General features: G+C 49.7%; 17 protein-coding genes. 1 reads left to right on the plus strand and 16 read right to left on the minus strand.

The window, feature by feature from the left end:
- Positions 1 to 446 precede the first annotated feature (446 nt).
- A complete protein-coding gene (locus AB1757_20330) occupies positions 447 to 671 on the plus strand; it encodes a hypothetical protein (protein ID MEW6129399.1) in 225 nt (74 codons plus the stop codon).
- Positions 672 to 897: 226 nt separating this feature from the next.
- Here the strand turns inward: AB1757_20330 and AB1757_20335 are convergent, their stop codons facing one another.
- The 16 genes from AB1757_20335 to AB1757_20410 form a co-directional block, all read right to left on the minus strand.
- The gene (locus AB1757_20335; protein MEW6129400.1) at positions 898 to 1,875 is read right to left on the minus strand and encodes a DUF4351 domain-containing protein; all 978 of its coding nucleotides are present in this window, start codon (positions 1,873 to 1,875) and stop codon (positions 898 to 900) included.
- Positions 1,876 to 1,980: 105 nt separating this feature from the next.
- A complete protein-coding gene (locus AB1757_20340) occupies positions 1,981 to 4,419 on the minus strand; it encodes a polysaccharide biosynthesis tyrosine autokinase (GenBank protein MEW6129401.1) in 2,439 nt (812 codons plus the stop codon).
- 126 nt (positions 4,420 to 4,545) lie between these two features.
- Complete coding sequence (locus AB1757_20345) at positions 4,546 to 5,661, minus strand: SLBB domain-containing protein (GenBank protein MEW6129402.1); 1,116 nt, start codon at positions 5,659 to 5,661, stop codon at positions 4,546 to 4,548.
- Between the two features lie 288 nt (positions 5,662 to 5,949).
- Positions 5,950 to 7,320 (minus strand): O-antigen ligase family protein, encoded by a 1,371-nt coding sequence (locus AB1757_20350; protein ID MEW6129403.1) that lies wholly within the window; start codon positions 7,318 to 7,320, stop codon positions 5,950 to 5,952.
- A 553-nt stretch (positions 7,321 to 7,873) separates the two neighbouring features.
- Positions 7,874 to 8,554, minus strand: a complete 681-nt coding sequence (locus tag AB1757_20355; GenBank protein ID MEW6129404.1) for a hypothetical protein — start codon at positions 8,552 to 8,554, stop codon at positions 7,874 to 7,876.
- Positions 8,555 to 8,604: 50 nt separating this feature from the next.
- Positions 8,605 to 9,360, minus strand: coding sequence for a lytic transglycosylase domain-containing protein (locus AB1757_20360; GenBank protein MEW6129405.1), 756 nt, complete (start codon positions 9,358 to 9,360; stop codon positions 8,605 to 8,607).
- Between the two features lie 8 nt (positions 9,361 to 9,368).
- Positions 9,369 to 10,397, minus strand: a complete 1,029-nt coding sequence (locus tag AB1757_20365) for a hypothetical protein (GenBank protein MEW6129406.1) — start codon at positions 10,395 to 10,397, stop codon at positions 9,369 to 9,371.
- A 197-nt stretch (positions 10,398 to 10,594) separates the two neighbouring features.
- Positions 10,595 to 10,852: a hypothetical protein gene (locus AB1757_20370; GenBank protein MEW6129407.1), complete on the minus strand. Its 258-nt coding sequence runs from the start codon at positions 10,850 to 10,852 to the stop codon at positions 10,595 to 10,597.
- A gap of 101 nt (positions 10,853 to 10,953) precedes the next feature.
- The gene (locus tag AB1757_20375; protein ID MEW6129408.1) at positions 10,954 to 11,610 is read right to left on the minus strand and encodes a hypothetical protein; all 657 of its coding nucleotides are present in this window, start codon (positions 11,608 to 11,610) and stop codon (positions 10,954 to 10,956) included.
- 164 nt (positions 11,611 to 11,774) lie between these two features.
- Entirely contained in the window at positions 11,775 to 12,326 is a 552-nt protein-coding gene (gene rfbC / locus AB1757_20380; protein ID MEW6129409.1) for a dTDP-4-dehydrorhamnose 3,5-epimerase, read from the minus strand.
- A gap of 39 nt (positions 12,327 to 12,365) precedes the next feature.
- Entirely contained in the window at positions 12,366 to 13,988 is a 1,623-nt protein-coding gene (locus tag AB1757_20385) for an alginate lyase family protein (protein ID MEW6129410.1), read from the minus strand.
- 113 nt (positions 13,989 to 14,101) lie between these two features.
- Entirely contained in the window at positions 14,102 to 16,531 is a 2,430-nt protein-coding gene (locus AB1757_20390) for a polysaccharide biosynthesis tyrosine autokinase (protein MEW6129411.1), read from the minus strand.
- Positions 16,532 to 16,590: 59 nt separating this feature from the next.
- The gene (locus AB1757_20395) at positions 16,591 to 17,718 is read right to left on the minus strand and encodes a polysaccharide biosynthesis/export family protein (GenBank protein ID MEW6129412.1); all 1,128 of its coding nucleotides are present in this window, start codon (positions 17,716 to 17,718) and stop codon (positions 16,591 to 16,593) included.
- Positions 17,719 to 17,995: 277 nt separating this feature from the next.
- The gene (locus tag AB1757_20400) at positions 17,996 to 19,318 is read right to left on the minus strand and encodes an O-antigen ligase family protein (protein ID MEW6129413.1); all 1,323 of its coding nucleotides are present in this window, start codon (positions 19,316 to 19,318) and stop codon (positions 17,996 to 17,998) included.
- Positions 19,319 to 19,564: 246 nt separating this feature from the next.
- Positions 19,565 to 20,857, minus strand: coding sequence for a hypothetical protein (locus AB1757_20405; protein MEW6129414.1), 1,293 nt, complete (start codon positions 20,855 to 20,857; stop codon positions 19,565 to 19,567).
- Between the two features lie 155 nt (positions 20,858 to 21,012).
- Positions 21,013 to 22,293 (minus strand): hypothetical protein, encoded by a 1,281-nt coding sequence (locus tag AB1757_20410; protein MEW6129415.1) that lies wholly within the window; start codon positions 22,291 to 22,293, stop codon positions 21,013 to 21,015.
- Between the last annotated feature and the right edge of the window lie 16 nt (positions 22,294 to 22,309).

A 22,309-nucleotide genomic window follows, 5' to 3' on the forward strand; every position in this document is an offset into this window, starting at 1 on the left:
CTTTTGTTGACCTTTGCTGATCAGGGCTGTCAAATAACTCTCATCTTTTTCGCTTAGTTTTATATGTTCTTTTTTCATGATAAAACTAAATGACTAAAAGACGTAAAAACTTAGAAAACGGTGTATTTAAGGCAAACAAATAATTCCCTTGGATTACTACGCTTTTGGTCGGCGACTTCACCAGACTGGCATTTTGCTTCAGCGATTTGTGATAGACCTCAACGCTCCACCGTCTTTGGAAGAATTTAGCGAGGCTGCCTGCCGAAAGCGTCAAATCACCGGTCATAAGATAGCGTGTCCCGTTGATCCGTCGTCGTTTTTGAAGACTTGTTTGAAAAAGCAGCGCAAAGGGCACGATATGGCGATTGTTTTGCGCCGATGCGATATTGCTTGCTTAAATTTTCTACGCGGATGATGGGTTTCATGGAAACGATGAAGTATGAAGTATGAACGATGAACTGAGAACCCCGGATTCTCAATTGCCGGATGCCGCGCGCTATTTGAATCAACCGGACAGCGCAGACGCGGTCAGAGACCGCTTGCTCAACAATTCAAAGACGTGGTCAGAGACCGCTTGCTCAACAATTCAAAAGGTCGAAGACATTAAACATTACAAAAACAACGTGATTGACGGAACCGCTTGCTCAATAACTCAAAAGATCGAAGTTTGAATAAACACAATCCAAGACCGCTTGCTCAACTGAATCAGCAGGAATGGCTTTGGCGTTTACACCAAAGGCGTTGCCGCGAGATGGCGCACTCATAGATGACCGCGGGGCTTTGACGATTACGCCAAAGCGGTAACAAGTTACCGCACTCCAAAAAGTTCCGGTTCGCGAAAGCGGTAACAAGTTACCGCACTCCAAAAAGATTCCGCTTTTAATGACCGCCATTTGCTCAACGTTTCAAGTGTTTTTGCAACCAGCGGGTCAAGTCCTGAGGTTCACGAAAATCAAGTAAGGCTTCTGCGAGGCGCTCGATTTGCGCCAGCGTCAGCGACCGGATGCGCTCTTCGCTGACACGCTCTAACGCGCCAATCCGACGGCGCAACAACCGCAACACCAGCGCCGCTTCGCCTTCGCGTTTGCCTTGTCGTAAGCCTTCGCGTTTGCCTTGTTGCAAACCTTCGCGCTTGCCTTGTTGCAAACCTTGTCGCCTGCCGCTTTCAATCCAACTGTTGGTTAATTCCATCACCTTCTCCTGTTCCGCAGGAGCCAATCGCTTTAACTCCCGCGTAAACATTTTCATCTCCGCCGCGGTTAATTTCAAATAGCTATCAACGAATCCGGCGATCAACTGCATCCGCGCCCGGTCGAGTTTCAAGGTTGCCAGCAACCGCGTGCATTCCAATTTCACTCGCGGGCGCTCTTTGACGGCAATCTGCATTTTCGCCATCAAAGCGCTGGCTACCGGATTTTCCGTCCGCGCATAATCCTGCCAACGATATTGATTGAGTTGAATCACCCGATAATGAAATGCCAGAACATCCAAATCAGGAAAGGTTACGCGATGCGCGGCAGCTTGTTTGCGGCGCGGTTTGTCGTAAGAAAAAATCACTATCGGATAGACCGGCAACCGGTGTTTATCGTAAAGCCGCGCAAAATAGCTGAACATTCGCTGCCCGAATTGCGGTTGAGGCTGCGCTTGATTTTCCACATGGATGAGAAAAAACGATTCCTGATTTTTGAATCGCGCTTTGACAATCAAATCGGCTTCGTGACGGTCGCCCGATGTCACATCGGTAAACAACTCCTTGTCGAGAAAAACAATAGAATCGGCATCCATAAAGGCACTCATCGAAGGCAGAAACAATTCAAGGAATTCCAGAAAGAAGGTTGCAATCAATTCTTTGAATAGCCTGTCATGATCAATCATGCCTGAAGGTCAAAACCGCTGTGTACGCTGACCATCGCCTGTTGCCGGTCAAAAGTTTGAATGCCGAAAACATTTTTGATTGCTCAAACGTCGTGCATATCCGCTTCAATCGCCGTGGGCTTCGTTTTTGTCGCTGCCGTAATAGTTGTCGTAGTAGCGATAGTAATAATAATCATCGTAAGAACCGCTGCGGAAATCGACGTTATTTAAGACCACGCCGAAAATTTTCGCGCCGACACTCGATAATTCCTGACGTGAGCGCCGCACCAGATCGCGCGTGCTCTTGCCCGCATGGACAACCAGAATGACCCCATCCACCAGCGTCGATAAAATCACCGGATCGGTCACATGCATCAACGGCGGCGAATCGATCAAAATGTGGTCGTATCTTTCCGATAACTGTTTCAACATCTCTTTCATCCTGTCGGAGCTGATGAGTTCCGCAGGATTGGGCGGAATCGGCCCGCAAGGGATGAGCGACAAATTGGCTATCGGCAGTTTTTGAATCACGCTGTCGAGTTCGACATCTCTTGAAAGATAGGTCGAAACCCCGCGCGAATGATCAAGCCCGAAAACTTTATGGGTCGAGGGTTTGCGCAAATCGCAATCGACAATCACCACGGACGCGCCAAGTTGCGAAAGCGACACTGCGGTATTGATGGTCGTCGTGGTTTTGCCTTCGCCCGGTTGCCCGCTGGTAACCAATACACGTTTGGGCGGGCCGCCGGCGCTTGATAACATCACCGAGGTTCTCAAAGCGCGATAAGCCTCTGCGCCGGTCGAGCGCGTATCAAGCGCAATGATTTGCGAATTCCCGGCTGCCACTCCTGTGGCGGGCGCTTTGCTTAAAGCCTTCACCGGCGAAGCGCGTTTGCCACCGGTCAGCGACCGCACTTTACGCGCGCCGATTGCCGGGATGACGCCAAGCGCGGGCAGTTGCGCATAATTGGTGATGTCTTCGACGGTCTTGATGGTGTTATCGAGAGATTCCAGGAAAAATGCCAGACCGATGCCGCCCGCGAGACTCAGTAAAAACCAGGTGATAATCGTGCGAAAACGTTGCGGTCCGACCGGCGCAACCGGGGCTTCCGCCTGTTCCGCAACCCGAATGTTGTTGCTCTGTTCGGCTTTCTGCAATTCGACTTTGGTGTTCTGTTCGAGAAAATCGTTATAGAGCTTGCGCTGAGTTTCCACCTGACTTTTTATGGTGTTGTATTCAATTTCGTCGCGGTTCTGTTTATCAGCTTCGACTTTGCTGTTTGCCAGTTGTTGCTTGAGCAATTTTTCTTCGCGCACCGCATTTTCATACTCGACCTGCAATTTCGCGGCGAGGCGTTTGACGCTGTCTTCGAGTTGGGTTTGCACGGTGGCAATCTCTGCGCGCAGGGTAATCATTGTCGGGTTATTGTTGCCGAATTTACCTGCAAGCTGGGTTTCCTTAATTTTAAGTTCGCGCAATCTTTTCTGTAGTTCGTCAATCTGCTGGTCGGCATAGGCTTGCGGCAAGCCCGTGACGTTGCCCTTTTTCACCTGTTCGTAAAGCGATTCCTTAATGACGCGATTGTTTTCGGCTTCCTGCACTTTTTTGTTGAGGTCGAAAAATTTATCGCTGCCCAGAGTCACCCCGTTATCCCCGGCTCTGCCGCCGCCGCTTAAAAATGCCAGGTCGTGACGGCTCAAATAATCTGCCATCTCGCGTTCAGCCTGTTGCAGATTGGCTTCAAGCTTGCGGGTCGTGGTTTCAATCCAATCGGAAGTCTTGGTGTATTTCGCAGTCTTGGCGCGAAAATTTTCGTCAATGAAATGATTGGCGACGCTGTTGGCGACAAAAGCCGCGGTTACCGGGTCTGTATGCGTATAAGAAATTAATATCAATCGCGCATCCTGCACCGGTTGCGCTTCGATGCCACTGGCAATCACTGCCGCATAAGACGACCACTTGGCTTTCTCTTCAGGCGACAAATCGGCGCTTGTGGGACTCACCGTCGGTTCCATATAGAGGTTCGCCGGCGGGATTGACGACGGGTCTGCCGCGTTGCTGGAACCGACACGTCTAAAAATGGTTTGAATAGATTCCGCAATCGATTTGCGGTTGGTGACATCAAAAAAATTGGGGTTCTGGTCGAGTTTCAAATCCGCAGCGACACGCATCAACAGCGGGCGACTTTTAATCGTATACAGATAGGTGTTCATCGTATCCAGGTCATTGGCTTGGACAAGAATGTTTGCGCCAGCCATAGCAAACGTATCACGACGAATTTCAATTGAAGCGGTCGCCCGATAGGTCGATTTGGTGCGGTAAATTTCAACCGTGGCAACCGAAGTGACAATCAAAGTAAGCACCAGAATCAGCCATTTGCGCTTATAGACCGTGCGCCAGATGGTGCGCCAGTTGAGTCCGCTTTTTTGTTCCGGGTAACCATATCCATAGCCGCCGCCTACATCGGGCGGATAAAACGCGCGCGGGTAACCGGGTCGCGCAAGCGGCGTTTCCTCGTTCGATGGAATCCGTTCCAACTCCACTCTTCTCTCTTTATCTTCCACCGGTTTTCTCCTTCAACACCTGCTCTCTCTAATTATTATTGGTAAAAAGATGACCTTTGACCGCCATCCCGCAGCACATCGCGGTCAAAGACCGCTCCTGGTGTGTGAATATTTTTGCAATCGTTGCTAATAGGTTCCGCGCAGCACCAACGGCGCGCCCACCATATTCAGTAAGGTTAAGCCGAAAGCTTTCATTTTACTGCTGGGGACAACAATAAAATCGTCCGCCTGCAACGCGATGTCGTTTTTACCTTTCATCACGTCATCGATGTTGACCGGAATCTCCATCTGTTTGCCGTCTTCCCGCGAACGGCGAAAAATCACCGCTTTCGAGGTCGCCGCTTTCGGTTTGGTGCCACCCGCAAAAGCGATTGCCTGCCTCAAGGTTGTGCCTTCGCTCAAAGGATATTGCCCCTGCGCATTCACTTCGCCGCCGATGAAAAAGATATTGGAGCGTGGAATGTTGACAATGTCACCGGGTTGTAAGACGACATCTTTATCGAACTGACCTTTATAAAGCAGTCCGTTGATGTTGGCGGTGAGCAACTCATAATTGCCAACCGGTTCCTGTGCGGCTTCGGTATTTTGAGATTGCCCAACCGGTTCGGCTACCGCTGACGGACTGGACATTGCAGCCGATGCCGGTCGGTTGCGGACGATTTGCGCCAACGCCCCATGATTATCGGCTACCCCACCGGCAATCGAAATCAATTTGAACAGGGTCAATTGCCCGCGCACTTTGTACACGCCCGGATTTTTTATCATGCCTTGAATGAAATACTGACGGCTGTTGTATTCTTTGACCGTAATGCTCAGGTGCGGGTCTTTGAGATAGTCCTCTTTGATTAAAGTTTCGCGAATAAAATTGGAAACTTCTTCCGGCGTTTTGTTTACCGCCACGACTTTACCAACCACAGGCATAGTAAAGCCGCCGACCGTTTCAATGGTGTAAGTTTTTGAAAGTTCCGGCGCGTCTTCGATGACAATCTCTAAAACATCGCTGATGCCGATGCGATAATCATCTTGCGATACTACGAAAATTTCTGAAGACGGAGCAGCGCCGCTTGTGGTCGCAGGCTTACTGGTCGGCGCGGCGGGCGCTTGCGGTTTCGCTTGCGGTTGCTGGGCGATTCCCGAAAACCCGTTAGCCAATAATAAAATGCCCAACACGCCAACCCGGAATGAAAAATCATTCAAAAATCTAACTTGTCGCATGGTAAATCTTTTGACATTTCTCTGCATTGCCAAACCTCCTGAGAGCATGTCATTTAACACAGGGAGGTAAAACCTCATATTTGATTGGAGAGCATGACACCTAAAAAAGCCTCCGGCATTTTACCACATTCACCCAAAACTCAAACCCGTTCACGAAATTTTATTTTGCCATCAATGGACTATCGGGTATGCAGTTTTTTTTGCAATCAAAGGCAAATGCGATTACCGAATATAGCGAAAATATTCGGATAATGGGTTTCGTAGTTTTTCGTTAATTTTCGTATGTTGTGCCGTTCCCTCCCGGCTTACCCATCATTAAACCGTTTGCAGCGCGCGTCCTTCCGTCATGGTTTTTTTCGCTGTTTGTCCGAGCATCGCAAGCAAGGTTAAAAACACCAGTGAACTCGAGGGAATTTGCAGATTGAAATCGAAAAAGCTATGCACCAGAATCGCAAAAATTCCTGCGCCACTGCCGAGCGCCAGCGCGCGTTTAAACGATTCGCGCGCTTGCAAACCCGTTAAAATCTGTTTGAACATCATGACCAGAAACCAGATTACCAATGCGCCGCCTACAACCCCGGCATCTGCCAGAACCTGCAAATAATCGTTATGCGCCTGCCCAACCAATAAAACCGTGTCGCTTACACTGTAAGTCGCATAAGCGGTTTCGTATGCGCCGAGTCCGACACCGAGCAACGGATGCGCTTTAATCATCAGCAGCGTATCGCGCCAAATCCAGCCGCGACTGGTAAAAAAACTCTCTTCCCCCTGATTACTGCTGACGAGTTGTCCGCCGGTAACCCGCCCTAAAAATCTGTCGGGGCCAATCCACATCAACCCTAACAGCGCCACTGCGCATACTGCTGCGAGCAAAGCTGAGGTCTTCAAAAGCCGAAGTCCCGGTTTTGCTTGTCGCCCATGCCACGCTGCCCTCGCATCTTGATAAGCGCGCGCTTTTGAATGCGCGAACAATTTACACAAGCCGATAAATAACGCGGTTGCCGCAAGGCTGATGAAGCCGCCGCGCGACAGCGCCGCGACTGCCGATACCATCATCACAAAAGCGGCAAACCCGTAAAAAATTCGCGCTTCGGATTTCGCTGCTTTATCCATTGCCAGGGCGATTGCCACCGGAATGAGCAGTTCCATATAGCCCGAATAATGATTGTGATTGACGAAGGGACCAAACGGCGAGGCGCTCTGGGTGTTGGCACGCACCCAGTAAAATTTGCCGTTCCAGGTGAAATGTTGCAGCAAAGCAAACATCGCCAGCGCAAATCCGTAAATCACCAGAAAATTGGCAAGCAGGCGAAGCCGCCCGGCTTCAACAAAAAAATTTGCGGCAATCAAAAAAGCGCCGAGTAAAAACAGAAATAAAAAAACCGTATTGCGCGTCGCTTCAACATCACGCGAAAGGCTCGCGATTTCGCCACTCGCGCCGGTAAACGCCAGACATTGGAAGACGCCGAGTAAAAAGAAGCTAAATAAGGGCAATGCCGTATCCGGCAATTGAATGGCAAGTTTTTTTTCAACCACTATTTTGCCCGCCCAGACGAGCGCCAATATCACCACCAGAAGTTCAAAGATCGCCCTTGACCAGGCTTCGACCGTGCCTTGCGCAAGCGCCGTAAACATCACGGTCAATAAAAAAATGGCAACCGCCAGGTTATCAAAAATTTTTCGCATCAGGTCGTTTATGCATTCATCAATTCGCTAAAGCCGAAAACCGTCCGGGTGTAGAGACACTTCGACCGTCAATATTTAAACCCCGTAGGGAAACCGCCACTGCGGCACTGCAATTTTCAAAAAATTCTCAATCGGTTAAGGCTCAACTGCCTGCGTATCTACACATTTTTGACAACCCTTGTCTGAAGGTTTTATACAAGGCTTCGCAACTTTATAACTAACGCTAGAGATGTAGATGAGGAGCAGACCTGCAGAATTGCTGACGTTAAGCAAACTTTTTAAACCGTTTTTCATCGTTCGACGAACAAATGAAAATAGAACACCAGATACGACAAATCCTTAATTCGCTCCCCCGAAAACCGGCGACCAGTCAAGCTCTCTCCAGCCAAATTCAAATGTGAATGTATTCCTGAAGGTAAGGGCTATAACAAGGGGATTGGAACTAGAATATTTTCAAGCCCCAAGTTTATTGCCCACACCAATATTCGTCAAGTTAAACTCATTATTCTAAGTTTTTTAAGCAAAATAAAACGGCGTTTTTTCTTAGGCGCATTTATTTCGCGCCCGCAATCACCAATGCCTGACGCGATTGCAAAAGCAAATTGCGCAAACGACCGAGCGCCCCAATGCCAAATGAAACCGTTGATTCCGACAACCCATTGATTTGAATGAAGCCGGTCTGCTGTTTACCCTGTTGGATTAAACCGAATTTCAATCCATCGCGCGTCGTTATCGCCATCTCTGTTGAGGCGCTATTCAGGGTTTCATTGCGCGATTCGGTTGTCGCCGTCGCGCTCTCAACCGTTGTCGCTTTGAAATCACCCGAGGTTTTCAATAAATAGTCGAACGCCGTTTGTAAAGCGCCCAGTTCATCGAAGTCAATAAAGCCAACGTGGTCGCCGCGCGCCGCCGCGCGGGTGATTCTGAGACCGTATACTTTGTTCACCTCACCCACCTGTGAAATGGCAAGCGTTTCAATGCGCACTTCACTCCCTGCCTGACCGGGCACCGCGCCAATCAAGGTTATTTCTTTAATGAGCAAAACATTTTTACGATGCAAAAATTTTTCGATGCGGGTTGCCGGTTCATCTTTACCGGCGACAGAGTTATTTTCGACAGCCCGTTTAACGCGCTCGCGTTCCGCCTCATCGCGGTTAGCCCCTTGTTGCGCGAAAAGGGTCGCGACAACGCCGAATTGAACAATCAACAAACAGACCAATAACCGATGCCCCATATTTTCCCCGTTAACTGTGTGGTTGATAGCAGATGAAACGGCCTGACCCCTTACTGCATTTTGGCGGTTTTGCCATCGCCGCTTGATGAAGTAAAGACGATAATCTGATTATATGTGGGAGCTTTTTCCGCCGTCGCCGCAGAGGGTTTTGCAGGTTCCGAAATTACCGGTGAGGGCACGCCGCCGAGACGCAAATTGGCGTAGCGCGTATAAATGATGCGGACATAATTTTGCGTTTCATAAAACGGCGGGATTTTATTGCCATAAAACTCAACAGCGCCTTCACCGGCATTGTAACCGGCAAGCGCCAGTCGCACATCGCCATTGAAACGATCCAGCAGCCAGCGCAAATATCGCGAACCGCCGAAAATGTTTTCCCGCACATCGAAAATATTCTTTACCCCGAAACGCGCCGCCGTCGCCGGCATCAACTGCATCAAGCCCGATGCGCCTTTCGGTGAAACCGCGCCGCGATTGAAACTTGATTCCTGACGCATCAATGAAAAAATCAAATAGGGGTCGAGGGCAAATTGTCTGGCTGCCTGCATGACAATCAAATCAATCTCGGCATTGCCCGATGAGATATTGCCGCTCAATACGGCTGTAGGAATTTTGATGGTACTTGCCGCAGCAGTATTGGGTTGAACAGGCAGTTTATTCCTTTCACGTTCCTCTTTTAAACGGCGTTCCTGTTCATCACTGGTCAGCGGAATGGGCGAACGTTCAGGCGGCGTCAAAGGGTTTTGCGCCGACGCGGCAAGCGTACAAGCCAATAGGATGAATGATGCAACAAATAATCTCGACATAAAAAGTTTTACTGAATATTGATTCTGCCGATTTCCGTATCGTCGGTTCCGCGAATAACGAAAAAGAGTTTGTCTTTCGGAGCCACCATCTTCTGGTCAAAAACCAGCACCCCGGTAAGCGATTCCGCCGACGCCAGTGAATTTTCCTGTTTCGATTGCGTCAACTCTACCGGAATCGTTTGTTTGGAAGCGCCCGCTTCAAGCGAGATGGAGCCGAAGGCAAACTCGCCCGATTTGAGATTTTGAATGATGTAGCGCAAATAATATTTCCCGTCAAACGATAGCATTTGTGAATCGAGCAGCACTTTAATTTTATCGAATGTCGCCGAAGAATTTTTTACCCCGGTAATCTGTATGCCGGCCATGACGCCTTGACGAAACCGGGCTTCGGCTTCCTGTGAACCGCGTTGGGTGTTGTCGCGATTCATTTCGGCGCGTTGCGCTTCGGCATCAATGATAATCTGATTAGCCTGTTCGCGGGCGCGACGAACGATGTCGTCGGCTTTGGTTTGCGCGCCCTGTAACATTTCGCTCTCTTTCTTTTTTATATCGGCTTCATTCGGGCAAGGGGCATTTTCGGGATTGTTAGCTGCTGCTGGATTGTTATTTGGCGATGTCGGGGTTGTCGGTTTGGGGTCGTAAACATTCACTGTGCGATGCGCCTGTTCGGGTTTGGCAACAACGGTTAAATCGAAATTGTAAACGTGACCGTCATCGGTTCTGACGAACATATTACTGACGGTTCGGCTTTGATTGACCGGTTTAATAAAAAAATCATTACTCGGTTCGCCGTTTGCGCCGCCGCGTTGAATCACATAGGTGCCTCGACCATCAACATACAAATCGCCGCAAACGATCTCTTTGATATTGCGTTGAAAAGCAATGCGCGTGGAGATACTGAGCGAAGTTCGGATTTTGCCAATCTGCTCAGGACCTAAGGTGACAGAGGCGATGCCGGATGCGTCTTGCGCCTGAGCATTCAAAGCCAGTGGCAACAAGGCGAAAACCAGTGAAAATAATTTTACTGCGAGTTTCAAGCGACGACCTCCAAAGCTTAAACCCTGTCTTTGTCGTTGGTGAAGCAGGGGGCAGACAGTTGGTTGTAAATTTTACAGCCGGGTTTTTATTGTGACAAAGACCCCAAGGCGAATCAAGACGTAATTGCCAAATTGATTACACCAGTGAAGTCGTGGGGCAGGGTTGATTGACCTGAATAAAGCATCGCATCTGCGCTTCAGGATTGCCCGGCAAAATAGATTGCCAGTAATGAAATCAATAAGGTCACCAGCAGCGTGAGACCAATAGGCACCAATCTCTGTAACAGCGGCGAAACTTTACGCGGCGCGCCTTTAGAAACCCAGCCGCGCCACTCGCATTCATGACAGCGATAAATTTTTGCCTTGGTGAGACTGCGAATGAGCTTTTCATTAAATCCGCGACTGTGTGACCGGTGCAGTGGATAACCGCATTCAGGGCATATCTCGCTAGCCAAGCGACCTCCATTTATCGGGGGCAGAAATGATAAAGCTAGCGCCTCCGGTGTCTCATTCGGAGGCGCTAGCCAGATAATCGTTGATAAAGATGAACCGAAGGTTAGGGAGCTGTCGGGCTGACGCGCGGTCTTGAACCGCCGCCACTGATCACCCCTGTGGTGACGCCCGCGGCAGTGCCACCCAGCAGGAGCAATCCTAAAAGTCCCGCGCCCAGAAAGAGCGGTTTGCCACCCGCGGCGGGAATTTCGCCGAGTCCGCAGATCACGGCGTTGCCGCAATTGACCGCAATATCGGAACCAACAATCGCATTGGTATCAACCGGCGAACTGAAATATTCGTTTTGTCCGGCAGTCAACGTTTTATTGATATTGTTGCCGGTCACCGTCGCCTGACCGCGATTGACGGTTACACGCATATCGTTGCAGGTGGTCTTCACAAGAATTCCGCCGGATGAATAGGTCAGCGTAGCATTGGTGCTGGGTCCGACCGTGACCCGTCCGATTCCCGGAATATCAATCACCGCGATACCATCGCCGCCAACCGAAATCGTGCTGCCGCTTAGAACCGTTGCGCCGGTCTTTACGGCATTGCCGTTAATCGAAACCGAACCGCTTGCGGTCAAGGTGCCATCGGCTGCCGGTAAAGGTTCCGGAGCCACCACATTCGGCGTTGCATAGGATGTCAACGTAAAGAAAGTGAAGGTTGCGACAACCAGTGACAGACTCGTCAAATTCATAAAAAATCTGGTGTTTCTCATTGTGCCTCCTACAAAATTCTTGTGAAAAACAAGAACCCGGAAATCTTTAGCGCAATGCGCAATGCGCGTCCAGAATATTAGAATCACTCGCAAAAGTCAATTCATTTCAAAAGTTAATTTTTTAGCGCCAGTTAGCAACTGCTCAATTAACCACATCAGGCATTTCAGTACGACGGTAAATCTTCGGCTGAAATCCGCGACAGCGGCAAATGACGGCGGTCTTTTTCGGAAGTTTGAGGATTCGTAATGCCCCAGTCGATTGCCAATTCCGGGTCATTCCACAAAATCCCCCGGTCATATTCGGGATAATAGAAATCGCTGCATTTATAGAGGAATTCCGCCGTGTCGGAAAGCACCACATAACCATGCGCAAATCCCGCAGGAATATAAATCTGACGCATATTTTCGGCGGATAATATCAGGCGCACATGTTTGCCGAAATGCGGCGAACCGCGCCGTATATCGACCGCCACATCCAGGACTTCGCCGCGAATCACCCGGCAGAGTTTGGCTTGCGGATGTTTGATTTGATAATGCAAGCCGCGCAAAATTCCGCGCTGAGACATCGCGTGATTGTCTTGTACAAACGTATCCTGAATTCCCATCTCGGCGAATTTGCGACGATGGTAACTTTCAAAGAAAAAACCACGTTCGTCGCGAAAGGCTTGCGACTCGATGATTAAAACTTCGGGAATCTCTGTTTCAATAACTTTCATTATGCTCTCTTAATTGATGAACGGTATCGGAGGCTTGCATTAATATCGGAATGTCAGCGCAAATCGGGTTGGCAATTTTTTCCTGCTGCCAATAACCAGTGCCTTATTTTTTAGTTTCAACCCGAATTCCGGGCAATACCACGAATCTTCAAGGTGAAAGGTAGCCGCCTCAATCGACAACTGACAACTGACATTATCATTGGAAAGGGTTAATTCATTTCCCTGCACCGCAATGTCCACCTGGTTATGAAAGTGGAGCAAACTTTCAACCAGATGCTCGCCGCTGCCTTCGATTACGTCTTCCACTTTAATCTCTCGCCGACTATCATCACACGCGATGATGCGCTGATGAATGATGCCATCGCCAATTAATTTAGCGTAACCCGCAAAGCGCCCGGAAAACTGGCTCTGCCCATCGGCATTTGAGAATGCCACAGCAAAGGGGAGAAAACGACGACCCACGCGAAAACTGCCCCAACATTCGGCTTGATCCTGGTTATCAATACACACGGTATTGTGAGCGCGCGTGCTGCGAACAAAATCGCGCATCGCGCCTGCCTGATATTCAAATACCCCTGTATCAACCACAAAAGGTTTGCCATTGATAGACAGTTCAAAACTGAAAATATCGGCGTGCGCGTGCGCCGGCAAAAAATCCGGCGCAATACGCCCGCCATCAATAATCAAATAAACTTCGGGGTTTTGGTGAATAAAATAGCCTGACTCGATGAACTGATTTTTCTTTTTCGCTTCGTAATCAAGCAAGCCTTTCGCATAATTCAAAAGCCTGGCGGGCGGCGCGGCAATCTCTCGCGTGGCATCATTAAATAAAGCAATTTCGCCATCGGGTTTAGTGAGCGAAAATAAAAAATCGCTCATCGAACCTGCCGCCTCAACCAACCAATTTCTGTCAGGCGCATCGGCAGGCAAAATATTAATGATGTCGAGATAGGCTTCGAGCATCAAGGCATGGTACATGGGGCTGCGCTCAAAATGCCCGCCGTCACTTAAAACCTGTACAGGCGTTTGCTCGCGAAAAATCGCTAAGCCTTTTTCGAGCCAGCGAGAGGCTTCGCCCTGCCCTGCAAAAAAATTTCCGGCAAAAATCAATGCCCGGGCATTTTCAAGTAAATGATTGCCCGGATGATGCGCTTCATAGTTACGATAGAGATACGCCGCCTGTTGATAAAGGCTCTTTAATAATCCGGCATCCGTAAAATTGGCTTTGCACCAGTTGACGATGCGTAGCGAGGTTGGAAACGGGTGCCACCCCGTGCCGCTTTGCATAGGATTTTGCCTTACCCAATCGCTGCATAGTTCAGCCTGCTCTGCGGCTTCGAGCAAATAGAGATAATTGAAGTAATGCAGATTGTATTGCCAGAGCGCGGGCAAGCGCGCCGCCTGCCAATCAACCGGCACACCCAGATTTTCCGGGCGATTGAGAAAGCGAAACTCGCCCCGTTTAATTTGCTCGCGACGGTTGCCGTCATCGTGATAGACGAACGCAACTGCCGGATGCAGTTCACCGCTTAATGACGTCGGCGCATCCGGCACGCGAACCAGTTTCAGATGATGTTTCGCCAGTCCAAAAAATTTGAGATAAAGCTGACTCGGTTTGGAATACCTCAGCGTGTGAAAGAGCAATGACGCGCGTTTGAACATTAAAAGATTCGCGGATGGCGATTGCAACAAATTAAAAAAGGCGCAAATCCCTTAGAATTTTCGCGCCTTTTCAAATCGCCAATGAATGATGGGGTCACCCGATTTTCTGATTCTCAATCGCCATCGTTTGCTGCGCCATAGCCTGAAGAATAGCGGTAATAGTAATAATCGCTGTAACCATCGCGTTTCAAATCAACATTATTCAACACCACACCGAAAACCTTTGCGCCGACGGCTGCAAGTTCCTGCCGCGCGCGTCTCACGACATCGCGCGTGCTCTTGCCACCATGAACCACCAGCATCACGCCATCCACCATTGTCGAAAGTATCACCGGGTCGGTGACGTTAATGAGCGGCGGCGAATCAATCAGAATATGGTCATAGGTTTTGGCAAGCGTCGCGAGCATCTCCCGCATTCGTTCAGAGCTAATCAATTCCGCCGGATTCGGTGGAATCGAACCGCTCGGCATAAAGTGGAGATTATCGACCGGCAATTTTTGAATCACACGGTCGAGCGCCACATCACGCGACAGATAGGTTGAAAGCCCTATGGAAGAGTCCAGCCCGAAGACTTTATGCATCGCCGGACGGCGCAAATCGCAATCGACAATCAACACTGAAGCACCGAGTTGAGCAAGCGATATGGCGGTGTTGGCGGCGGTGGTGGTTTTGCCTTCGCCCGGTTGCCCGCTGGTAACCAGGATGAGTTTCGGTGGCTGTCCTGCGGTAGACAGCAAGACCGAAGTTCTCAGCACACGATAAGCTTCAGCAGCCGATGAACGATGGTCGAGCGCCATCAGTTGGGCACTGCGCGGCAATGTGCCACTGCTTGCCAGTTGCAATTTGCCGTTGCCATTGCTTGCGCCTTTGCCTTTTGCAATGGTTTTACGCGAACCTGCGCCGAGGGTTGCGGGGATAATGCCGAGCGCCGGAAGTTGCGCGTAACGCATCACATCTTCAACCGTCTTCACGGTGTTGTCGAGATATTCAAGTAAGAGCGCGAGTCCAATGCCTGCGCCTAAACTTAAAACGAATCCCAGTAAAATGGCGCGAAAGCGATTGGGGCCGGATGGTCCCAAAGGCAACTGTGCGGCTTGAATGATGCGCAAATTATTTTGCTGTTCCTGTACCTGCAAATTCGCCTGATTACTTTTTTGCATGAAGTCGTCATAGAGTTTGCGATTGGTGGCGACTTCCTGCTTTTTAATATTGTAATCGGCGGCGTCCTGATTCTGTTGTACGGCTTCGATCTTTGCCGCATCGAGTTGTTTTTTAATCGTCGCTTCTTCGGCAACCGCGCGTTCATAATCGGCTTGCAATTGGCGTTCAAGCAGACGGGTGTTTTCGGCAATCTGCGCTTTGACGGCGGCAATCTGCTCGTTGTTTTCAATCACGTCCGGGTATTCGGGTCCGTATTTGGTACTGAGCGAAGCGCGTTTCTTTTCGAGTTCCGCAAGTTGCACCTGCAAACCTTGCAGACGCGGCGCGGATTTGAACACCATATCGGCAAACGCTTCGGGCAAATCTCTCACCCGTCCGGCTTTCACCTCTTCGTAAAGCGAACGCTTTAACAAAGTTTCCTGTTGCGCCTTGAGCCACTGGTCATGGAGTCGCGTCAGTTTTTCCGTAGCTAACGTATTGTTGCCTTCGGTGTTGTAGATGTTGTGAGTGCGCGCATAATTGGCGAGGTCTTGCTCGGCGCGTTCTGCCTGCGCCTTTAATTTCGCCGCCGATTCATCCAGCCAGTGTGCGGTTTGTTTGAACTTTCCGGCTTTGCGCTCAAAGTTCGATTCCAAAAAAGCATCGGCAATGCCTGCGGTCACCTGTCGAGCAATTTTCGGGTCATTATGGGTAAACGAAACTTTGATGGCGCGGGTATCTTTGATTTGTTCAACATTCAATCCGCCAAGAATGACGCCCACATAAGGAAATAATTTTTCATGGTCATCGGGGCTGATGTCTTCCTGCGGCACCAGATTGACGGTTTCGACTTTCGGCTCTTCGTTTTGTTTGAATCGCGCAAAGATGGTTTGCAAGGCTTCGCTGATGGATTTTTTGCCGCCCGAATTCAGGAATTTCGGATTCTCGTATAACTTTTGATTGACGACCACCTGTTCAAGCAGCGCAGGGCTTTTCAAAAACAGGATTTTGGTTTTGATATTGACCTGATAAAACGGGTCGTATTCTTCGTTCACCGCCAGATCGCCCGGTCGCATACTGACATTGGTATCTTTGCCGATTTCAATCAAGGTCGAAGATTCATAGGTGGATTTGGTGCGGTACATTTCAATCGTCACCAGTGTGGTGATGATGAAGACCAGTGTGAGAATCAACCATTTGCGACGGCGCACAATGCGCAACAAATCGCGCAGACGATGGTTGTCATCTTCCTGTCCGTAACCATACCCGTAGCCATAGGAACCGGCATTCAATTGCCCAGCCAGTGAAGGATAACGTGGCGCAAGTATCTCAAGGTCATTCGGATTGCTGCCTTGAGCCTCTATTTTTTCCAGTTCATTCTTTTCGTCTTTTTCGTCAGACATAGACGAGTCTCCTGAAAAGCTGAGCGTTCGGGGCGAAATAAAATCCAGTAAGTTTAAAATTAATAACGCACCGGCAGACGCGCCGAGTTGGTGCTGAAGGCGCGCAGCACCGCGCCGGTCACGGATTTCCAGCGGCTGTTGGGAACGATGACAATATCATTGGGCAGGATGGCGATGTCATCTTTTTTGCCGTTCATCACCGCGCCAATATCCACAGGAATTTCCACACGTTTTTTACCCTGCTCTTCGCGGAAAATCACCCCTTTGCCGGGCGCTGCCTGAAAGGTCGTGCCCTGCGCCAGTGAAATCGCCTGTCGCAACGTCGTGCCTTCTTTGAGGGCGAACTCGCCGGGTTGATAAACTTCACCGGCAACAAAAAAAACATCGGTGGTCGGAATGTTGATAATGTCGCCGGGCTGCAATGTCATGGTCACATCATTGATTTGCCCTTTGAGAAATTTGCCCATATTGACGGGAATCAAATCGTAATCGGCATTATCGTTCGCATCTTGCGCGTCAGCCGGTTTGTTCTCACCGGTCTGTGTGGTTTGCGCAGCCGGTTGCGGCGTCACACTGGCATGCGGATTTGCCGATACATTGTTGACCTCAGGCATTTCATCCTTCTCTTTTTTGATTTCTCGCAAGATATAAGCTGTCGAGCCGTAATTATCATTGAGTCCGCCCGCCGCGGAAATCAATTTCACCAGTGTGGGTTTGCCTTCGATGTAATAAGTGCCGGGACGGCGCACCGAGCCTTGAATAAAAAACATGCGGCTGTAGGTGTTAAGCACAGTGACGTGAATCTGCGGGTCTTTCAAATATCTGCCGCGCAATCCATCGGCGATGAGGTTTTCTATCTCTTCGGTGGTTTTATTGAGAATGTTGATGCGTTTCAAAAAAGGCAGCACGATATTGCCTTTGGCGCTGATGCGATGCGACCCGCACAGGCGCGGCGCATCTTCGACCTGAATATCAATCACGTCGCTTGGACCGACGCGATAATCTTCATCAGGCGAAATAATCACGCCGGTGGTAACGGTTTCGCTGCCTTGTTGCGCAGGTGGTTTGAGATTAGGCTGACGCCGTTCCTGCGCCCCAAGCGTTAGCGTATGCGTCAACAACACCAGGCACGCCATCAACGTCATCACCAAAGCAGATGGGTGAGAATTTCGTGAACCGTACTTCATACTGCTACTCCTGTAAAACCCATTCACTGATTATCAGTAGAGGCAAAACGTTTTGAATTTTAGCCGAAAAAACCTCGGAAGATTTAGTAGAAAGCGGTTGTCCGTAAGTCAAGACAGAGTTTCTTGAGTTGCCTCCATAAACAGAGCAATTAAACTCCGGGCTTTAGCCTAATTCTTAAATTTTGGCTCAAGCCAGATAACCCGCCTCTCTCATCCTCCAGCTAAAGCTGGAGGCAATTGATAAGAATTATGTTTTCCTGCATACCGCAAGCAAAGCTCAGGTCGTCACAGGCGCTTGATTTTCACCAATATGCGAAACGATTGCCGCAAGAACTAAAAACAACAGCGCGTTTGACGGAATCTGCAAATTAAAATCCGAAAAACTATGTACCAGTAAGGCGAAAATGCCGCCGCCGCAAGCCAGCGCAACGCCTGCCAGCGTTGCATCACGCGATTGCACAGCTCGCCAAACAGCTTGACCAAGAGCCATCAAAAACCACCCCGCCAGAAGCCCCCCGATGATTCCGCAATCGGCTAAAATTTGCAGGTAATCGTTGTGGGCTTCCGAGATGACCATCTCTCCATTTGCGGCGCTATATCGCGGAAAAGCCGTTTCATAAGCGCCCAATCCATTGCCCCAAAGCGCGCGATGGCTAATCATATCCCAAGTATTTCGCCATATCCAACTGCGATAAAAATATTTCTCCTGGGTCGTCGACGAAGTCGATAGTTGCCCGACAGTTTCCGCCGCGCGATTGATCACCTGCTCGGAACCAATCCACATCACCCCTGCACTGACAACGGCAATTACCAGGGTCACCAAGCCAATCCGTTTCACCGTCGCCAAGATAGTTTTTTCAGCCATCGCCGGTTGCGCAGGTTTGCCTTTTACCTGCAAACGACGACTCATCAGCCATACAAACAGCAGTCCGAGGGTGAGACTGATCAAGCCCCCGCGCGAACTGGAAACCACAATCGCAATGCCCATCAAAATCGCCGCAAATCCGTAGAAAATCCAGCGGTCACGCGCAACCCCGCGCGCCATAATCATCGCCACAGGAAACGGCGCGAGCATCGCCAGGTATCCGGCAAAGTGATTGCGATTGACAAAGGGACCAAACGCCGAACCTTTGGTTTCCCTAAACCAGTAAAATTTGCCTTCCCAGGTGAAATGTTGAATCAGCGCAAAGGTCGCCAGCAATACCCCATAAAATACCAAAAAGGTTGACAGCCGTCCCAGGCTTTCACGTCCATTTAAAAAGTTCGCGGCAATTAAAAAAGCAATGAATAAAACCAGCAACATCAAGGTCGCGTTGCGCGTCGCTTCAACATCCGATGAAAGCCCGGCGCGGGTGCCATTGGCATCAGTAAACGCCATCCCTTGAATGAACCCGTAAATCACCAGCAATAAAATCGGCATCGCGGTTTGCGGCATAAACAGATTGATTTGTTTATCGCGAAAAATCCGCATTGCCCAGAGCAACCCAAGCGCGGTTATCAATCCCTGCAAAATCGCTATTGACCAAGGTTCAACTGTTCCATGCGCAAGCGTCGAAAAAACAACGGCGAGCAGCAGTCCAAGGGTGATTAATCGGGTCATGGTTTAGGATTCAGGATGCAGGATTCAGGATTCAGGATTCAAGATTTAGGATTCAGGATACGGGAGTCAGGAGTCAGGGGAGAAGAAACGATGAAGGCGGAAGTATGAACGATGAAGGCGAAATGTTAAACGATGAACAACTGCAACCCACTGTTTAAATGAGCAATTGCAAACCGCTTTCTGTTCATCGTTCATCGTTCCTACTTCATACTTTCCTTTCCCTGAATCCTGAATCCTGTATTCTATCTACTCTTCTTTCAGGCTGAAATCATCGAACCACACAGTGCCTTTCGTGGGTTCATCGTAGCTGAATTGCGGCAAGCGGCGAATGGCAATGAGTAAACCGTTGGGGGGTACATCGGGCGCAACAAAATCAATAGTCAGGCGTTTCCAATCAATGGTTCCTGCTTGAATCGCCTCGGATTTGGCTATCTCCGCATTGGTTTTTAAATCAACCACCACGACCTGCAACTCATTGGGCGCGGAAAATGCCGTGAATTTATCGGTCTTCACAAAACATTCGAGGCGGTATTTTTTTCCGGCGCTCACGGCAACCACCTGTTTAATCTCTTTCTCGAGTCGTGTCGTGTCTTTACCAACAAAATCAATTTTAAGTGAGCGCGAACCGCCATGCGCCACCGCCGTATCGAGACTGAACCGCGCATAATCCGAACGGCTGATGTTCCAATCAAACTGTGCGAAATTTTTTAATGCGTCGGATTCAAAGCCGCCATTCCACATGAAATCATTGCTGTTTACAGGGGTCTCGCTCACCAAGCCGACCCAAAGTTCTTTGGCTTCAATGAGCGCCCCTGCCTGCATCAGGCGGTCGAGGATTTGCGCGCTTTCGGGCGCGGCAAGTTTGGCTTTGCGGTCAAGCCCCGCGAAAACTCTGGCTGCCGCATCCACCTGTTTTTGATTCACCAGAAATTGCGCGAGCGCGATGCGCGCTTTGGTGTTTTCGCTGATGACCGATTCCAGGGTTTCGACTTTGCCGCCCGAAGCGCGCCACAATAAATCAAGCGTATTGCCGACGAATTCATTGCGCGTTGATAAAGCCAATTTGAATTCCGGCAAGGCGTCTGCAAGTTTGCCTTTGCGCACCAGGAGATTACCGATGCGCCAGTGCACTTCGGAATTCGCGGGCGCAAGTTCCTGCGCTTTTCTCAGCGCCGCTTCGGCAACCTCGCGATTGCCGCGCAATTCTTCAATCGAAGCCGCAAGCAAACGATATTCATAATTATTCGGTGAAAGACTGGTGGCGCGCGCCGCGTGATAGGCAGCGCGTTCGAGGTCGCGGTCGGCATTGATGTTTAACAGTTCGGCTTCGGCAAGCCGCGCATTGAGTCGCGCCGAATCGGGAAATGTGCCGATGGCTGAAAGTAATTTATTGCGATTAAGCGGCTGGCGGTCGTCTGTGAGGGTGCCGACCACATAATGTTTAAAGATGGCATCAACCAGAAAAACCGCAATGAGGATAACGACAACTAAAAATCCGATTCTGGCGATTAAACTTTGCAGATTGAGAGTAAATTTCATGGTTTCAAATGAAATAATGCAGAGCGCAACTTCAAAACAAACTCCGCCCTTTGATGGTTGAACCCTGACGGGAAATCGCTTGATGCGATAGACGAAAATGTTGATGCCTTTTGCGTTTCGCTTGCAACGCAAAGGCTGCGGCACTGCCGGTTGATTTAACCCTGCTCGGCAAATAACGCTTTGAACAAACCGGCTTCGCGCACTTGCCGGCAAATCATCTCCAAATCTTCAAGCAAACTTTCGCCATAATCGGTCGGGAATTGCTGTTTAATGGCGGTTTGAATCTGCTCAGTCGTATTGCCTTCCATCAATCGCTCCAAAACGAATCGATAATCTTCATCGAAATCGGCGATGCCCAAAAGGTTCGGCTCCGTTGTGCCGAAGGCTTTGGTATTGGCGAGTTCCATGACCCATGCACCAATCATGGCTGCCGGTTCGCTTTCCGGAAATCGTTGTTTAACGAGTTCAAGAATCATCCGTTTATCGGGAACATTCAAAAGCAACGCCAGAAAGAACCGCAGGTCGCTATCACTGACATAGGCGCGTTTGCCGACGATGGCATTTTGCCGCTTGATTTCGTCAAAGACCGGGGGAATCAAATCAATCAACTCGCCGTGCCGACGGCGCGCCTGTTCAAGCAATCGTTGAAAGCGTTCGGTTCCGCCGGTCAATTTAAATAGCGTCTGCGTCGGGTCGGCGGTCAGATAATTAAACGCCATATCGAGCGCCGAAAAGGTGGTTTGAAAATCCGCAGTGGAAATCAATTCACCCATAAAAGCATCGGTTTCGGGATGCTTCATGCCAAAGAGCAGATTCAAGGTCTGCATTTTTTTGGTGAGCATTTCATTGCGAAAAAACGGGTCGCGCGCCAGGTAAGGTTTCAGATAATCGTATTGCGGGAGGGTTTTAATATCCTGCGGGGTGCGCACGCAAATGGTTGCCGAGGGTCTGTCGAGATGAAACAAGGCGTGAATGAATTGCTTGCCCGAAGCAATCTGGCGCGTGCCGCCGACTTGCAGTAATTCGACATTTTTGAATTGCACCTGTCCGGTTGCCAGATGCTGGTTGATATTTTGCTCAAGGTCAAAATCATAACGGCTGTGAATGCTTGAGCCTTGTAAAACCTGAAATGCGCCGCAAAACGAATGCTGATGAATGGAGGTGGTGCCATCCAGCCAGAAATAGACATCAATATAAAACCGCTGCCCGACATAGAGCGTGATGGGCGGATTGCCGAAACGCCCTTCGACATCCATCTGACGCGGCAAATTATTTTTCGCCTGTACCCATTGCAGGATGGCGTCGGTTGCGATGTGCCGGTGCGGCGGCATTTCGTTCAAAGCGGCAGCGGCGATTTCGGGAAAACTGGTTTCATCGTAATTTTTATCGCGCCATCGTTGTTCAATGAGTTCGCCGAGTTGATTAAAAAATTGCATATGGTTTTTCTCCCAA

The organism is Acidobacteriota bacterium (genome assembly GCA_040754075.1).
In the GTDB taxonomy this organism is placed as follows: Bacteria; Acidobacteriota; Blastocatellia; order UBA7656; family UBA7656; genus JBFMDH01.

Bases quoted from the DNA above. Each gene is read 5' to 3' on its own strand.
- rfbC (MEW6129409.1), bottom strand. From the start codon at position 12,326: ATGAAAGTTATTGAAACAGAGATTCCCGAAGTTTTAATCATCGAGTCG.
- AB1757_20335 (MEW6129400.1), bottom strand. From the start codon at position 1,875: ATGATTGATCATGACAGGCTATTCAAAGAATTGATTGCAACCTTCTTT.
- AB1757_20400 (MEW6129413.1), bottom strand. From the start codon at position 19,318: ATGACCCGATTAATCACCCTTGGACTGCTGCTCGCCGTTGTTTTTTCG.
- AB1757_20410 (MEW6129415.1), bottom strand. From the start codon at position 22,293: ATGCAATTTTTTAATCAACTCGGCGAACTCATTGAACAACGATGGCGC.
- AB1757_20350 (MEW6129403.1), bottom strand. From the start codon at position 7,320: ATGCGAAAAATTTTTGATAACCTGGCGGTTGCCATTTTTTTATTGACC.
- AB1757_20330 (MEW6129399.1), top strand. From the start codon at position 447: ATGAACGATGAACTGAGAACCCCGGATTCTCAATTGCCGGATGCCGCG.
- AB1757_20395 (MEW6129412.1), bottom strand. From the start codon at position 17,718: ATGAAGTACGGTTCACGAAATTCTCACCCATCTGCTTTGGTGATGACG.
- AB1757_20390 (MEW6129411.1), bottom strand. From the start codon at position 16,531: ATGTCTGACGAAAAAGACGAAAAGAATGAACTGGAAAAAATAGAGGCT.
- AB1757_20345 (MEW6129402.1), bottom strand. From the start codon at position 5,661: ATGCAGAGAAATGTCAAAAGATTTACCATGCGACAAGTTAGATTTTTG.
- AB1757_20385 (MEW6129410.1), bottom strand. From the start codon at position 13,988: ATGTTCAAACGCGCGTCATTGCTCTTTCACACGCTGAGGTATTCCAAA.
- AB1757_20355 (MEW6129404.1), bottom strand. From the start codon at position 8,554: ATGGGGCATCGGTTATTGGTCTGTTTGTTGATTGTTCAATTCGGCGTT.
- AB1757_20375 (MEW6129408.1), bottom strand. From the start codon at position 11,610: ATGAGAAACACCAGATTTTTTATGAATTTGACGAGTCTGTCACTGGTT.
- AB1757_20405 (MEW6129414.1), bottom strand. From the start codon at position 20,857: ATGAAATTTACTCTCAATCTGCAAAGTTTAATCGCCAGAATCGGATTT.
- AB1757_20360 (MEW6129405.1), bottom strand. From the start codon at position 9,360: ATGTCGAGATTATTTGTTGCATCATTCATCCTATTGGCTTGTACGCTT.